Origin of the sequence: Bradyrhizobium sp. CCBAU 51745 (assembly GCF_028128715.1) — a bacterium.
In the GTDB taxonomy this organism is placed as follows: Bacteria; Pseudomonadota; Alphaproteobacteria; order Rhizobiales; family Xanthobacteraceae; genus Bradyrhizobium; species Bradyrhizobium manausense.
The window spans coordinates 154,258-167,271 of the sequence record NZ_LBJP01000088.1; the positions used below are offsets into that span (position 1 = coordinate 154,258).

The window sequence follows — 13,014 nt, forward strand, 5'->3', positions numbered from 1 at the left end:
GTCAGTCGCAGTCGACGTACCCTGATGGAAAATCGTCCGCGGCTGATTTGCTTCGCTGGTGTGAAAATTGCTAACAGAGGCCGCCGGGCTGGAAGCGCACCTTCCAGCCCGGTCCATGTTTACCTGATCCGGAGACGATGATGCCTTTCGACTTGATCCTGCGCGGCGGGCGGGTGATCGACCCCTCGCAGAAGCTCGATGCCGTGACGGATGTCGCGTTTTCGGGTGGCAAGGTCGCCGCGGTCGGCTCCGGGCTCAAGGCGGATTCCGGCACTCAAGTTCGCGACGTCTCGCAGTTCATCGTGACCCCCGGGCTGATCGATCTCCACACTCATGTCTATTGGGGCGGCACTTCGCTCGGTATCGATGCCGAGGAGTTCTGCCGCAACTCCGGCGTCACCACGTCGGTCGACACCGGCAGCGCCGGCCCCGGCAATTTCGCCGGCTTCCGCAAGCATGTGATCGAGCCGAGCCAGGTCCGCATCCTCGCTTATCTGCACGTCTCCCATGCCGGCATTTTCGGCTTCTCGCACCGGATCATGGTCGGCGAGAGCGAGGAATTGCGGCTGATGAACCCGATCGAGGCGGCCAAGGTGGCGGACGCCAACCGCGACGTCATCGTCGGCATCAAGGTGCGGGTCGGGCTGCACTCCTCGGGCACATCAGGCGCCGTGCCGCTCGATATCGCGCTCCAGGTCGCCGACGAGGTCGGCATGCCGTTGATGGCGCATATCGATCATCCGCCGCCGACCTATGAGGACGTGCTGGCGCGCCTGCGCCCCGGCGATGTGCTGACCCATGCCTTCCGTCCCTTCCCGAATTCGCCGGTGACCGCGCAGGGCACGGTGAAGAAGGCGGTGCTCGACGCGCGCGAGCGCGGCGTGCTGTTCGACATCGGCCACGGCAAGGGCTCGTTCGCGTTCAAGACCGCGCGCGCCATGCTCGCCAACGGCTTCTATCCCGACACCATCTCATCCGACATCCATCAGCTCTGTATCGACGGCCCGGCCTTCGACCAGGTGACGACCATGTCCAAATTCCTCTGCATGGGCATGCCGCTGTCGGACGTGATCAAGGCCTCGACCGAGAATGCCGCGATGGCGCTGCGGCGGCCCGAGCTCGGCAGCCTCAAGCCCGGCAGCGTCGGCGATGCTACGCTGGTCTCGGTGAAGCAAGGCCAGTTCGACTATGAAGACGTCGTCGGTGAGCACCTCATCGGCGACAAGAAGATCGTTTCGGAGGGCGTCGTCATCGGCGGCCGCTGGTGGCACCCGAACTAGGTTTGCTCACGATAGAATTGCAGCAATTGCGCGCCTGCCGGTGAGAGCCAGTCGGGCGCGCCGGCGATGTAGCCTTCGACCTGGCCGCTCGTCCCGATGAGATAGGTGATGGGCATGCCGACGATGGGAAACATCTCTGTCGATGCTTGCGCGGCTGCGCCATAGGCGTCGACATAGCAGGCGAGGTTCTTTACGGCGAGGCCGGCAAGGAACGCGGTGATCTTGCGCAAATCTCTCGTGTCGGTGCAGACAGCGACAATATCCAGACGGTCGCGTTGCGATCCGGCGAGGCTCGCCAGCCCGGGCAGGTCGAGCCGGCAGGCCGCGCACCACGTCGCCCAGAAGTTGACGAGGGTGATGCGTCCCGGCTTTGCCGTCACCACCACGTCTTTTCCATGCAGGTCCTGAAGCCGTATCGGCGGCATCGCCGCGCGCGGCCGCACCACCGTGAACTGGCTGCGGCCGGCTTCGAACACCGGCGGCCAGCTTTCCTGCGCACCGCCCGCAGGCAGAAAGGCAAGAAGCGCCGGCGCGGCGATCAGGAGCGATCGCCGCGACAACGCGTGGTGTGTCTCACGCATGGATATAGGCCCAACCCCTCAGTTGCAGATCCACGACGCGCCCGATGCCGAAGGGCACGAGGTTCGCACCCGGGATCAGCGGGATCGAGAGCTGCTCCTTGGCTTCCGCGATCGCCTTGGACGAAGCGCACATGCTGTAGGTGAGATCAGGCAGCGACTGGCGTAGCGTCGCCAGCGGCTCGGCCAGCGGGGTCTTGTCCGCCCTGAAGACGTCGATGCCCTTGCCATTGGCGACGACCTCGATCAGCAGGCGGGTACCCTTGTCGGCAAAGTGCTTGGCGAGATTGGCGGAATAGCTGATCGCGTGTCCGATGACATAAGGCTCGTTGCTGTCGATCAGGATCACGACGCCATCAGCGAGGCGATCCTCCCTGGCCGCGGCCGCGCCGCCAGCCGTGAGGATCGCGGTGCCTGCGAGCAGGCCCCTGCGGGACCATCTGATGGCAGAGATCATGGTGGCGATGCTGCCGTTTAGAACCGACGCGGCGCGATCGGCGCCTTACTGTTGCGACCCCACAGCACGAACAGGCTGAGCGCGAGCAGGATAATGTTGAGTGGCGTCACCTCGGCCTCGCCGCGCGAGAGATGGAAGGCGAGTGCAATCACCTGCAACACCGAGCAGCCCAACGCGGCGAGCACCGTCAGCCGCGGCAGGATCCGCGTCAGTGCCGGCAGCAGAATGCCGATCCCGCCCGCGAGATCGACAAGTGCGATGGAGCGAACGAAAGTTTCGGAATACTGGCCGGCCCAGGGCATCATGGCGGCCAGCTGCGGAATGGGCGTGGTCAGCTTGACCAGCCCCGCCCCGACAAACGCGAAGGCGATGAGGATTTGCGCGGCCCAGAGGCCGATGCGAAGGGCGCGGCCGGGTGTGGCGGTCTCGAAGGTGGTGGTCGACATGGTGGCTTCTCCAAAATGTGAGGGCTGCCACCATTTGATGGTTTCACTGTTTTTGATCATTATCGGTTCCAGGATCGATTCCTTTCCTGAACGTTGATGATCTCATGGATTCCCTGGTCAGCATGCGGGTGTTTTGCCTGGTCGCGGAGCTGAAGAGCTTTGCGACCGCGGCGCAGCGCCTGCGCATATCGCCTGCGATGGCGAGCAAGCATGTGATGCAACTCGAGAAGCGGCTGGGCACGCGGCTGCTCAACCGGACCAGCCGGCGCGTCAGCCTGAGCGAGAGCGGTGCGCTCTATTTCGAGCAGGCGCGGCAGATGCTGGATTCGCTCGACGAGGTCGAAGCTGCCGTCAGCAAGGCGACCGTCGTGCCGCGCGGCACGCTACGGCTGACCGCGCCGGTGTGGATGGCGAACACGATCTTCGTGAGCGTGCTGGCCGACTACCAGGCGCGCTATCCCGAGGTGCGTCTCGACATTGATCTCAGCGGGCGGCTGGTCAATCTGGTCGAGGAGGGATTCGATCTCGCCTTGCGCGCGACCGGGGCACCCGATGAGGCGCTGATCGCACGGCCCATCACCGGCGTTCCGTTCTACATGGTCGCCGCGCCTGCCTTCCTCAAACGCGCGGGCCGCCCGAAGACGTTCGCTGATCTCTCAGGCAAGGCCTTGTTGCACTACGCGCTTTATCCGGGCGAGAGCTTCTCCATCGAGGGCGAGCACGGAACCGAGACCATCAAGCTCAACCCCGTGCTGCGCAGTGGCAACGAAACGCTGCTGCACATGGCGGCGCTGGAAGGCATGGGCCTCGCCTTCCTGCCGAAATGGCTGGTCGCCGAGGACATCGCGGCTGGAGGGCTCGAGCACGTCATGCCCGAGCACATCATCTTCGTCGGAAAGCTGTTCGCAGTCTATCCGAGCCGCAAATATCTCTCCGCGAAAGTGAGGACCTTCATCGACTTCATTGCCGCCGACAAGCGGATGAAATAGCGCCCCTCTACAGCGATCTCGCGATCAGCAGCTTCATGATCTCGTTGGTACCGCCGTAGATCTTCTGGATGCGGGAATCGATGAAGATGCGCGAGATCGGATATTCCTGCATGTAGCCATAGCCGCCGAACAGCTGGAGGCATTCGTCGGCGGTTTGCACCTGCTTGTCCGAGCACCAGTATTTTGCCATCGACGCCGTGACAGTGTCGAGATCCCCGACAACCAGGCGCTCGATGCACCAGTCGACAAAGACGCGTGCGATCATGGCTTCGGTCTTGCGTTCGGCCAGCGTGAAGGCGGTGTTCTGGAAATCCAGCAGGGGCTTGCCGAACGCCTTGCGCTCCTTGGTGTATTCGGTGGTGAGCTTGACGGCGCGCTCCATCGAGGCGACGGCGCCGACCGCGAGCGCGAGGCGCTCCTGCGGCAATTGCTGCATCAGCTGGACAAAGCCCTGGCCTTCCTCCTTGCCGAGCAGGTTTTCCGGCGGCACGGTGACATTGTCGAAGAACAGTTCCGACGTGTCGGAGGCGTGCAGTCCGATCTTGTCGAGGTTGCGTCCGCGCTTGTAACCTTCGGCGCCTTCGGTCTCGACCACGATCAGCGAGATCCCCTTCGCGCCCGCTTCGCCGGTGCGGGCGACCACGATGACGAGGTCGGCGGCCTGGCCGTTGGTGATGAATGTCTTCTGGCCGTTGATGACGTAGGAATTGCCCTGCTTCTTCGCTGTGGTCTTCACGGCTTGCAGGTCCGAGCCGGTGCCGGGCTCGGTCATGGCGATGGCGCCGACCATCTCGCCTGTGGCCATCTTCGGCAGCCAGCGCTTCTTCTGCTCCTCCGAGCCGTAGTTGAGGATGTAGTGGGCGACGATGGCGCTGTGCACGGAAACGCCGGTCGTCAGTTCCGGCACCGTGCTTTCGAGATCATCAAGCACGGCCGCGTCGTAGGCGAAGGTTGCGCCAAGCCCGCCATATTCCTCCGGCACGCTTGCCAGCAGCGCGCCCATCTCACCGAGCCCGCGCCAGGCGAAGCGGTCGACCATCTTCTGCTCGCGCCATTTTTCGGCATGCGGCGCCAGATCCTTGGCGAGATATTTCCGGAACTGGTCGCGGAAGACGTCGAGCTCTTCGGTCATCCAGGAGGAGCGGTAGGCCATGGTCACCCTCGGTCGATCTTGTCGCAGGCGCGTACGCACCACGCGTGCCACAACGGTGACAGCGGGCGCAAGCCTGCCCGCCGTGGTACGCCAACCCCGGGTGCCGATGCCAGTGTTTTCAGGCTGCCGGCTATCCAGCCTGCGCGGTCTTGCCGCCGTCGACGACGAACTGTCCGCCCGTTGCATAGGGATGATCGTCCGAGGCGAGCACCAGCGCAAAGGCCGCGATCTCCTCGGGTGTTGCCACACGTTGCATGCCCGGAACGTGCGATTTGGCCCATTGCGCAACCGCGATGTGCCAGGCGGCATCGGGCAGATTTTCCATGCCGGCGAGCCGGCGAATGAACGGCGTATCGGTCGTGCCCGGGATCAGGGTGTTGATGCGGATGCCGTACTGGGCGTATTCGAGCGCCGCGGCCTGGACCATGCCGACAAGTCCGCGCTTGGCCGCGGAATAGGCCGAGCGCTTCGCCGACGTGGCGATGGCGTTGGATGACGAGGTGACGACGATCGATCCGCCCTTCTGCATCATGTGCGGAATCTGGTACTTCATCGCCAGGAACACGCCGCGCAGATCGGTATTGATCACGTCGTCGAATTCGGCTGCGCTGTACTGATGCAGCGGCTTCTCGATGGAAATTCCGGCATTGTTGAAAGCGACGTCGAGGCGACCGTGAAGTTCGATCGTCTTGTCGACCAGGGCCTTGACCTCGGCCTCGTTGCGAACGTCGGCGCGGACGAACGCGGCATCGCCGCCACCGCCCTTGATCTCGTCTTCCACCTTCGTGCCGCGCTCGACATTGCGTCCGCAGAACACCACCTTGCCGCCTTCGGCGGCGAACATCAGTGCGGCGGCGCGGCCGATGCCGGAGGTGCCGCCGGTCACGATGATGACCTTGTCGGTGAAACGCTGGCGGCCGCTCGGCTTCTGCTGGGGCAGCGCCGCGCCCTGGCCGAGCGCCACGCCGCCGACAAGGCCGCCGAGGGCGCTCGTCAGCATGCCCAGCACGGCGCCGCCGACCAGATGGCGCCGTTTCATCGGGGAGGACGCGGTGCTATGCTCCGTTTCGGTCATTTCGAACTCCCGGCCCATCAATCTAAACAGTGTTAAGATAGATAGCCGCCAATCTAAACAGTGTCAAGTTACGCATGACGAAACCGATCGCGCCCGCGCGCGCCAAGCCGAGCCGCAAGGTTCCGAAGCCGGAAGCCGGCTATCATCATGGTGAGCTTCAGGAGGCCCTGATCGCGGCCAGCGAGGCCATTCTCGCCGAGCAAGGCGCCGAAGGCTTTACCTTGCGCGAAGCTGCCCGCCGCGCCGGCGTGTCCCCGGCCGCGCCGTCGCATCATTTCGGCAATGCGCAGGGCTTGCTGACCGAGGTAGCGATCCGCGGCTACGAGGCGCTGGCCGACGCGCTGCGGGATGCCGCATCCCGCAAGCGGGACGCGCGCGAAAAACTCCACGCGCAGGGCCTCGCTTATGTCGAATTCGCGCTGAAGCATCCCGGCCGCTTCCAGATGATGTTTGCCAACAAGCGCCTGGTTGCGGACGATCCGCGTCTCAGGCAGGCAAGCAGGGCGGCCGGGCACGAGTTCGAGATCATCATCGCCGAGCTTGTCGGGGGTCCGCCGAAGCAGGCGAAGACCGCCGCCGCGGCCGCCTGGTCCACCGTCCACGGTTTTGCCAAGCTGGCCCTCGAGGACAAATTCGGTTCAGTGCAGAGCGAGGCCGGCTACCGCGAGATCATGACGACACTCAATCATGTCCTGAACTATCTCTGGCCGGCGAGCCGCTAAATGCAGATCCAAGGGTGAGGCGTCATGACGGCCAAGGCGACTGAGCTCAAGCTCGACATCGGACGCATCGGCACGGTTTCCGCGATCCTGATGCAGCCGGACAATGCGCGTGCGTGCTACGTACTGGCGCACGGCGCCGGTACCGACATGCGGCATGTGTCGATGGACAAGATTGCGGTGGGCCTCTCGATGCGCGGCATTGCGACGCTCCGCTTCAATTTTCCCTACACGGAGAACAAACAGGGCCGTCCCGACCAGCCGGCCGTCGCGCATGCCACCATCCGCGCCGCGGTCGAGGAGGCGGCGCGGCTGTGCCCGGGGTTGAAGCTCGTCGCCGGTGGAAAGTCGTTCGGCGGCCGCATGACATCGCAGGCGCAGTCCAAGGCAGCGTTGCCTGGTGTGAAGGGTCTCGCCTTTCTTGGCTTTCCCCTGCATGCCGACAAGAAGCCATCCACCGAGCGCGCCGAGCATCTTGCCGGCGTCGCCATTCCCATGTTGTTTCTTCAGGGAACGCGGGATGGCCTCGCCGATCTCGGCCTGCTCAGGCCCGTCGTCGCGGCGCTCGGGGCGAAGGCGACGCTGCATGAGATCGAAGGCGGCGATCATTCCTTCGCGGTGTTGAAGAAGTCCGGTCGCACCAACGATGGGGCGCTGGCGGAAGTGCTAGACACGCTGGCAGGTTGGATCGACAATCTCGCCTAAGGTTCAGGCGGAGTAGAGCCCCTTGTCGCGCGCCTTCTGGATCGCGAGCGCTGCGATCAGGTCGAGCGTCGGCGTCGACAGCCCGGCGGTGCGCGCGAAGGCGGCGGGCGCCTTCACCAGCACGTCGATCTCCATGGCACGGCCGAGCTCGTAATCCTGCAGCAGCGACGGCTTGTGGTTGGGGGCGGGACCGCTGCGGGTCACGCGCTTGACCTCGGGAATGAAGTGCTGCGCGATGTCGTTGGCCTCGTTCAGCATCCGCGGAATGACTTCGGTGAAGGCAGGGTCGTCGCGTACGCCCCGCGCAGTCTGACCTGTGAGCAGGCAGAGCACCGACAGCGACATGTTGGTCAGTAGCTTTGACCAGATCGCCTCGCGGATCTCGGCCACCGGCGGCGATTCCAGCCGCGCATCATTGAAGACGCCGCGGAGCCTGGTGATGCGCTCGCAATTGCGGTCGTCACATTCGCCGATCAAGAGGCGGTTGCGGTCCGGGGTGAGGTTCTGCACCACGCCGGGTGCCGCCACCTCGTTGGAAGAGAAGATGACGCCCCCGATGATCCGCTCCTTCGGGATGCAGGCGCGCAGGCGCCCGCCGGGATCGAGGAAGGAAATATCCGGCGGCGTCGGGTGCCGCGGCGGCAGGCCGATACCGTACCACCAGGGAATGCCGTTCTGCGCGAACACGATCGCGGTGTCGTCCTGGAGCAACGGCTTGATGCTGGAGACGAGCCCGGTCAACGCGGTGGCCTTCAGTGTCGAGATCACCACATCCTGCGGGCCGAGCTGGGCCGGATCGCCCGATGCGTTCACCTTGGCCGCAACCTCGGAATCGCCGACGCGCAGCTTCAGGCCATTGGCGCGCACCGCCTCCAGATGCGCGCCCCTCATGACGCACGAGACCTCGTGGCCGGCGCGGGCGAGCCTGACCGCGAGATGGCTTCCGACGGCGCCCGCGCCGAAAATGCAGATGCGCATATGATGTCCCGTCCCTGATCTTTGGTCGTCGCCCGGCGGCAGCATGACACAAGCCGCCATGCGATGGGCGCGACCGCCCCACGCTGGAAAGATATGGATCGGGATGCGTTGCCTCGGCCATAGTGCGCGCCATCAGAATGACCGGAGGATCGCCGATGAGTGCCAACCCTGTGCTGTGGAGCCTTGATGAGCGTGGGGTTGCGACCGTCACGTTGAACCGTCCGGAGGTCAACAACGCCTATGACGGCGCCCTGATATCAGGCGTGCTCGCGGCCCTGGACGATCTGGGCAAGAAACCCAACCTTCGCATCGTCGTGCTCAAGGGCAACGGCAAGCATTTCCAGGCCGGCGCCGACCTCAAATGGATCAACGGCGTGCGGCCACAGTCGCCTGAGGCCAACGAAGCGGCGTCCCGCGCGACGTTCGAGGCCGTGCAGCGGCTCAACACGCTGCCGATCCCGACCGTGGCGCTGGTGCAGGGCGGCTGCTTCGGTGGCGGCACCGGCGTGATCGCGGCCTGCGACGTCGTGATCGCCGCCGATAACGCCCTGTTCTCCATCACCGAAGTGCGCTGGGGCCTGACCGCCGCGATCATCATTCCCCAGCTCTGCGACGCCATTGGTGTACGGCAAGTCCGCCGTTACGCACTTACCGGCGAACGCTTCGGCGCCGAGGATGCCCGCCGCATCGGCCTCGTCCATGAGGTGGTGCCGCTCGCAAATCTCGAAGCCGCAGGCAGCAAGGTGGTCGAGCAACTGCTCGCCAACGGCCCGGAGGCGATGGCCGAGACCAAGCGGCTGGCACTGGAAAGCTCGTTCGGCGGCATGGCGGTGGACGATGCGGCCTACACGCGGCTCGTCCAGCTGCACGCGCTCAAGCGCCAGAGCGCGGAGGCGGCGGAGGGGCTGGCCTCGTTCGCCGAGAAGCGCCCGGCGAAGTGGGGCGGCGGGAAGGGCTGAGTGCGTTTGACTCCGCCGTCGTACCCGGCTTGGCCGGGCGATGACAGCAAGTAGCCCGGATGGAGCGAAGCGCAATCCGGGGCCGGCGTTCCCGCATTCCGCTTCGCTCCATGCGGGCTACGGCACCATTATTTACAGCGACGGCGCGAGTGACGTTTTCAGCAAGGTCAGCAGCGCCTGCACCGCGGCGGCATTGCGCCGGCGCTCGGGAATGGCGGCCTTCACCCACAATTCCGGAATCGGAAAATCGCGCAGCACCGGCTTCAGCGTGCCGCCGCGCAAGGCGTCGGCGACGAGATAATGCGAGATCAGCGCGATGCCGTTGCCGGCGATGGCGCTGCGCGCCAGCACGTGTCCCTCGTTGGAGGACAGCAGCGGGCTGACCTGGATGGTGATGCGGCCGCGCGGCCCGTCAAAGACCCATTCGGGGCCTGTTGGCATGAAGCTGAGGCAGCGATGCTCGACGAGGTCGCGCGGATGCTTTGGCGTGCCGTGTTTCTTCAAATAAGCCGGCGAGGCGCAAAGCAGTCGCTTCAACGGCACCAACGGCTCATCGACCACGCCGCCGAAGGAATGCGGGAAGGCGCCGATAGCGATGTCAAACCCTTCAGTGACCGGATCGACTGGGCGGTCGATCAGCACGATCTCGAGCTTCAGCCGCGGGTTTTGTGTCTGAAAGGCGCTGAAGGCATCGGCAAGCCGCGCCACCGTCATCGAGGTCGGCGCCTTGATGCGGAGATGATCGACGAGATCATGGCCCTTCTCGCCCATGCGCGACAGCAGGTCGGTCGCATCAGTCACCACGCCGCGGGCGCGATGCACGTAGCGCTGGCCCGCTTCGGTCAGCCGCAATTGCCGGGTCGAGCGATGAAACAGCGGTGTGCCGATCCGTGTTTCAAGCTGCGTGACGCGCTTGGCCACCACTGAGGTCGAGACGTTGAGTTTTCGCGCAGCGGCGGAAAATCCAGCCGTATCAGCGGTGGCGAGGAAGGCCTGAAGGTTCACCAGGATGTCCATGTCGACCTTTCGCGATTCGAGAAAGCTGATCGCATATTTTGGTAGATTGTAGCCCTCCACGCGTTAATTCATAGTCCGCCCCAAGCAAGGGATTTTGGGAAGGACGCGCCATGCGGGCCATGACGATCAATGAACCGGCACGACAGGTGCCGCTCTACGGCGAATATGAAGTCGTCGTGCTCGGCGGCGGCCCGGCCGGCATCGTCGCTGCGGCCTCAGCCGCGCGCGCCGGCCGCAAGACGCTGCTGATCGAGCGCTACGGCTTCCTTGGTGGCATGGGCACCGCGGCCGGCGTCACCAATTTCTGCGGCCTGCATGGCAACGTCTATGGCGAGGCGGTCAGGCTGGTGCAGGGCATGGCGTCCGATCTGCTGGCGCGGATCGATCATCTGAACGGCCTCAACGCGCCGCATCTGATTCTCGGCAAGGTCTTCGCGCAGGCCTATGACACTGCGGCCTACAAGATCGCGGCCGATCAACTGCTGGCGAGCCACAAGGTGCACATTCTCTTCCATGCCCTCGGCGCCGGCGTCGTGATGGGCGATGACAACCGCATCGACGCGCTGATGGTCGAGACCAAGGCCGGCCGGCAGGCGGTGCGCGCAGAGATATTCATCGATTGCTCCGGCGACGGCGATCTCGCGGTCTGGGCCGGCGCGCCCTACGAGATCGGCGACGCGCATGGTCATCCGCTTTTTCCATCGATGATGCTCCGTCTCAACGGCATCGATCCCGTGAGGGCGGGGGATGCCTGGCGCACCATTCCGCAATTGATGGAAGCGGCGACCGCGGCTGGCACCCACAAATTCCCGCGCAAGAGCGCGATCGTGCGGCCGCAGAAATCCGGCATCGAATGGCGGGTGAACTTCACGCAGGTGGCGCGCGAGGACGGCCACGCCATCAACGGTGTCGAGCCCGATGATCTCACCCGCGGCGAGATCGAGGGCCGCAAGCAGGCGCTTGCCGCCTTCGAATTCCTGCGCACGGTGCCGGGCTTTGAAAAATCCTACATCGTCGATCTGCCGCCGCAGCTCGGCATCCGCGAGACCCGCCGCATCAAGGGGGGCTACCAGCTCAGCGGCGAGGATGTGCTTGGCTGCGCCTCGTTCGAGGACTCCATCGGCGTCAATGGCTGGCCGATCGAGGCGCATGTTCCAGGCGATGTCGTCTTCACTTTCCCGCCGATCCCGGAATCGCGCGGCTACAACGAATTGCCGTATCGCATGCTGGTGCCCGAGGGCGTAGACAACCTTCTCGTCGCCGGCCGCTGCGCCTCCATGACCCATGAGGGCCAGTCGGCGGCGCGGGTGTCGGGGGCCTGCTTCGTGATGGGGGAGGCGGCCGGTTCCGCGGCCGCGCTGGCGCTGTCCGGAAACCGGATCCCGCGTGACATACCGGTTGAAAAATTGCAGGAAACATTGAAACAACAGGGCGCCTTCATCGGACGGGACGAGCCCGTGCCAAAGGGCCTGTAACGGACTGCAAAAAGAGAATTATTGGAGGAAGCGGGATGATCGGGATTGCGCGGGTCGCGGCACTCAGCCTTTTGGCTATGATGGCGATGGGGACGGCCAGGGCCGAGGATGTGCTGAAGGCCAAGGTCGGCGTGCTCCGCCTGTCGTCCTCCGCGCCCGTCTTCATCGCGCAGGACAAGGGCTATTTTCGCGAGGCCGGCCTCGACATCGAGCTGAAGTTCTTCGATGCGGCGCAGCCGATCGCGGTCGCCACCACCTCGGGCGACGTCGATTTCGGCGTCACCGCTTTCACCGCCGGCCTCTACAATCTCGCCGGCAAGGGCGTGCTGAAGGTGATCGGGGGCATGAGCCGCGAGAAGGCGGGCTATCCCCTGATCGGTTATTTCGCCAGCAACAATGCCTATGCCGCCGGCCTGAAGACGCCGAAGGACCTTGCGGGCAAGCGCATCGCGATGACGCAGGTCGGCTCATCCTTCCATTATTCGCTTGGCCTGCTCGCCGACAAATACGGCTTCAAGCTGTCCGACGTGAAGATCGTGCCGCTGCAATCCCTGTCGAACGCGGCCGCGGCGCTGAAGGGCGAGACCGTCGATGCGGCGCTATTGCCGATCTCGACGGCGCGAAAATTGATGGACGATGGCGGCGCGAAATTCCTGGGCTGGGTCGGCGACGAAACGCCCTGGCAGCTCGGCGCCGTGTTCGCCTCGCCGAAGACGCTGGCCAACAAGGCGCTGGTGACGAAATTCCTTGCCGTCCTCGCCAGGGCCGATCGCGAATATCACGACGTGATCCTGGCGTCGATGAAGGACGGCGTCGCGCCGATCAACGAGCAGACAAAACCGCTGCTGGAGATCATCGCCAAATACACCAACCTGCCGGTCGAGCAGGTGGTCGGCAACTGCGCCTATATCGACCCCGACGGCAAGCTCGACGTCAAGAATGTCGACAACCAGATCAAATGGCTCCAGGAGCAAGGCTTTGCCGACAAGGGCTATGATGCCGATGCGATCATCGCCAAGGATTATGTGAAGGCGGATTGATGCTGAGTGCTCCTCTCTTACTCCGTCATCCTGAGGTGCACGACTCGCGGCCTGCCGCAAGTCGTGCCTCGAAGGAGGTACGGCCCGGATGCATCTCGGCCGTTCATCCTTCGAGGCTCTCACCGCGATGCGTTCGCATCGCG

Annotated in this window: 14 protein-coding genes; 7 read left to right on the forward strand and 7 right to left on the reverse strand. The window is 64.5% G+C overall.

The window, feature by feature from the left end; translation table 11 throughout:
- Positions 1–140 precede the first annotated feature (140 nt).
- Positions 141–1,280 (forward strand): amidohydrolase/deacetylase family metallohydrolase, encoded by a 1,140-nt coding sequence (locus XH98_RS29805; RefSeq protein ID WP_271620715.1) that lies wholly within the window; start codon positions 141–143, stop codon positions 1,278–1,280.
- Here the strand turns inward: XH98_RS29805 and XH98_RS29810 are convergent.
- From XH98_RS29810 to XH98_RS29820, 3 genes are read right to left on the reverse strand one after another with little or no spacing between them, the layout of a single operon-like run.
- Positions 1,277–1,861, reverse strand: a complete 585-nt coding sequence (locus XH98_RS29810; protein WP_271603429.1) for a TlpA family protein disulfide reductase — start codon at positions 1,859–1,861, stop codon at positions 1,277–1,279. The genes XH98_RS29805 and XH98_RS29810 overlap by 4 nt on opposite strands.
- Positions 1,854–2,315, reverse strand: a complete 462-nt coding sequence (locus XH98_RS29815; protein ID WP_271603430.1) for a DsrE family protein — start codon at positions 2,313–2,315, stop codon at positions 1,854–1,856. The genes XH98_RS29810 and XH98_RS29815 overlap by 8 nt, the downstream gene beginning before the upstream one ends.
- Before the next feature lie 17 nt (positions 2,316–2,332).
- Positions 2,333–2,761: a DoxX family protein gene (locus tag XH98_RS29820; RefSeq protein ID WP_271620716.1), complete on the reverse strand. Its 429-nt coding sequence runs from the start codon at positions 2,759–2,761 to the stop codon at positions 2,333–2,335.
- A gap of 104 nt (positions 2,762–2,865) precedes the next feature.
- On the opposite strand from XH98_RS29820, the gene XH98_RS29825 reads away from it, so the two are divergent.
- Complete coding sequence (locus XH98_RS29825) at positions 2,866–3,750, forward strand: LysR family transcriptional regulator (RefSeq protein WP_271620717.1); 885 nt, start codon at positions 2,866–2,868, stop codon at positions 3,748–3,750.
- Positions 3,751–3,757: 7 nt separating this feature from the next.
- Here the strand turns inward: XH98_RS29825 and XH98_RS29830 are convergent, their stop codons facing one another.
- Positions 3,758–4,903, reverse strand: coding sequence for an acyl-CoA dehydrogenase family protein (locus XH98_RS29830; RefSeq protein WP_271620718.1), 1,146 nt, complete (start codon positions 4,901–4,903; stop codon positions 3,758–3,760).
- A gap of 130 nt (positions 4,904–5,033) precedes the next feature.
- Complete coding sequence (locus XH98_RS29835; RefSeq protein WP_271620719.1) at positions 5,034–5,978, reverse strand: SDR family NAD(P)-dependent oxidoreductase; 945 nt, start codon at positions 5,976–5,978, stop codon at positions 5,034–5,036.
- Between the two features lie 74 nt (positions 5,979–6,052).
- Here XH98_RS29835 and XH98_RS29840 point away from each other — a divergent pair, with 74 nt between their 5' ends.
- Positions 6,053–6,700: a TetR/AcrR family transcriptional regulator gene (locus XH98_RS29840; protein WP_271620720.1), complete on the forward strand. Its 648-nt coding sequence runs from the start codon at positions 6,053–6,055 to the stop codon at positions 6,698–6,700.
- A gap of 24 nt (positions 6,701–6,724) precedes the next feature.
- Positions 6,725–7,402, forward strand: coding sequence for an alpha/beta hydrolase family protein (locus XH98_RS29845; RefSeq protein ID WP_271603436.1), 678 nt, complete (start codon positions 6,725–6,727; stop codon positions 7,400–7,402).
- 3 nt (positions 7,403–7,405) lie between these two features.
- Here the strand turns inward: XH98_RS29845 and XH98_RS29850 are convergent, their stop codons facing one another.
- Positions 7,406–8,380 (reverse strand): ketopantoate reductase family protein, encoded by a 975-nt coding sequence (locus XH98_RS29850; protein WP_220001336.1) that lies wholly within the window; start codon positions 8,378–8,380, stop codon positions 7,406–7,408.
- Between the two features lie 155 nt (positions 8,381–8,535).
- Here XH98_RS29850 and XH98_RS29855 point away from each other — a divergent pair, with 155 nt between their 5' ends.
- A complete protein-coding gene (locus tag XH98_RS29855; protein WP_271620721.1) occupies positions 8,536–9,339 on the forward strand; it encodes an enoyl-CoA hydratase-related protein in 804 nt (267 codons plus the stop codon).
- Positions 9,340–9,471: 132 nt separating this feature from the next.
- Here XH98_RS29855 and XH98_RS29860 read toward each other — a convergent pair whose 3' ends face one another.
- A complete protein-coding gene (locus XH98_RS29860) occupies positions 9,472–10,356 on the reverse strand; it encodes a LysR family transcriptional regulator (protein WP_271620796.1) in 885 nt (294 codons plus the stop codon).
- Positions 10,357–10,466: 110 nt separating this feature from the next.
- On the opposite strand from XH98_RS29860, the gene XH98_RS29865 reads away from it, so the two are divergent.
- A complete protein-coding gene (locus XH98_RS29865; protein ID WP_271620722.1) occupies positions 10,467–11,831 on the forward strand; it encodes an FAD-dependent oxidoreductase in 1,365 nt (454 codons plus the stop codon).
- Positions 11,832–11,866: 35 nt separating this feature from the next.
- Positions 11,867–12,871, forward strand: a complete 1,005-nt coding sequence (locus XH98_RS29870; RefSeq protein ID WP_271620723.1) for an ABC transporter substrate-binding protein — start codon at positions 11,867–11,869, stop codon at positions 12,869–12,871.
- The last annotated feature ends 143 nt before the right edge of the window (positions 12,872–13,014 follow it).

Bases quoted from the DNA above. Each gene is read 5' to 3' on its own strand.
- XH98_RS29810 (WP_271603429.1), bottom strand. From the start codon at position 1,861: ATGCGTGAGACACACCACGCGTTGTCGCGGCGATCGCTCCTGATCGCC.
- XH98_RS29845 (WP_271603436.1), top strand. From the start codon at position 6,725: ATGACGGCCAAGGCGACTGAGCTCAAGCTCGACATCGGACGCATCGGC.
- XH98_RS29830 (WP_271620718.1), bottom strand. From the start codon at position 4,903: ATGGCCTACCGCTCCTCCTGGATGACCGAAGAGCTCGACGTCTTCCGC.
- XH98_RS29860 (WP_271620796.1), bottom strand. From the start codon at position 10,356: ATGGACATCCTGGTGAACCTTCAGGCCTTCCTCGCCACCGCTGATACG.
- XH98_RS29825 (WP_271620717.1), top strand. From the start codon at position 2,866: ATGGATTCCCTGGTCAGCATGCGGGTGTTTTGCCTGGTCGCGGAGCTG.
- XH98_RS29870 (WP_271620723.1), top strand. From the start codon at position 11,867: ATGATCGGGATTGCGCGGGTCGCGGCACTCAGCCTTTTGGCTATGATG.
- XH98_RS29865 (WP_271620722.1), top strand. From the start codon at position 10,467: ATGCGGGCCATGACGATCAATGAACCGGCACGACAGGTGCCGCTCTAC.
- XH98_RS29850 (WP_220001336.1), bottom strand. From the start codon at position 8,380: ATGCGCATCTGCATTTTCGGCGCGGGCGCCGTCGGAAGCCATCTCGCG.
- XH98_RS29805 (WP_271620715.1), top strand. From the start codon at position 141: ATGCCTTTCGACTTGATCCTGCGCGGCGGGCGGGTGATCGACCCCTCG.
- XH98_RS29835 (WP_271620719.1), bottom strand. From the start codon at position 5,978: ATGACCGAAACGGAGCATAGCACCGCGTCCTCCCCGATGAAACGGCGC.
- XH98_RS29820 (WP_271620716.1), bottom strand. From the start codon at position 2,761: ATGTCGACCACCACCTTCGAGACCGCCACACCCGGCCGCGCCCTTCGC.
- XH98_RS29840 (WP_271620720.1), top strand. From the start codon at position 6,053: ATGACGAAACCGATCGCGCCCGCGCGCGCCAAGCCGAGCCGCAAGGTT.
- XH98_RS29855 (WP_271620721.1), top strand. From the start codon at position 8,536: ATGAGTGCCAACCCTGTGCTGTGGAGCCTTGATGAGCGTGGGGTTGCG.
- XH98_RS29815 (WP_271603430.1), bottom strand. From the start codon at position 2,315: ATGATCTCTGCCATCAGATGGTCCCGCAGGGGCCTGCTCGCAGGCACC.